At 37.1% G+C, this 568-nt stretch carries 1 protein-coding gene; it reads right to left on the bottom strand.

Annotation, left to right across the window (positions count from 1 at the left end):
* Positions 1–211: 211 nt before the first annotated feature.
* The coding region (locus FH036_RS26930) for a PTS sugar transporter subunit IIC (RefSeq protein WP_180358400.1) at positions 212–568 on the bottom strand (357 nt) is incomplete at its 5' end.

Genomic DNA, 568 nt, shown 5'->3' with positions numbered 1-568 from the left:
TCCTAATACAAGTGGCTTAATGCCATATGCCTCATAAAATGCTCGTGCCATGCCGTATGCATTCATATCTGATCCTAATAATACTGGTAAAAATGGTTGCTCCGTTACCATAATTTATTTCAACTCTCTTTTGTGTTTTAGTATAGCTTTTAGTGTATCATATTTTCCAAAATGTTCACGAAAAAAAAGCCCCCAAACGGAGACTTTTCCATTATTCATAATGCACCTTATAGTCTTCCGATGTAATCCATTTCAGTTTCATCGAGAAGATTCGTAGTAAGACAACATTTAATAGAATAGGCAGGGCGATAAATAACGTTATCGCTATTGTTAGTGTATAAGGTGTCCAACCTACTAAGCTTAAATACTTCAATGGTCCAACAAAGCCACCTAGACCGAAACCAGCACTGTATGGTGTACCTACAATTTCAAAGAGTCCTGCTAAGGCGCCTAATATTCCCGCAGTAATAATCATCGGAAAAGCTATTTTTGGCTTCATGAAAAAATTACGCATTTGAATTTTTGCAGATGCTACATGGGCAATGGCAGTACCAATATTGCTGTCTCT

The sequence above is a fragment of the Bacillus sp. CD3-5 genome, from assembly GCF_006349665.1.
GTDB lineage: Bacteria > Bacillota > Bacilli > Bacillales > Bacillaceae_G > Bacillus_A > Bacillus_A paranthracis.
The sequence above is the reverse complement of the archived record's forward strand: the minus strand, read 5'-3'. Positions and strand labels throughout refer to the sequence as shown.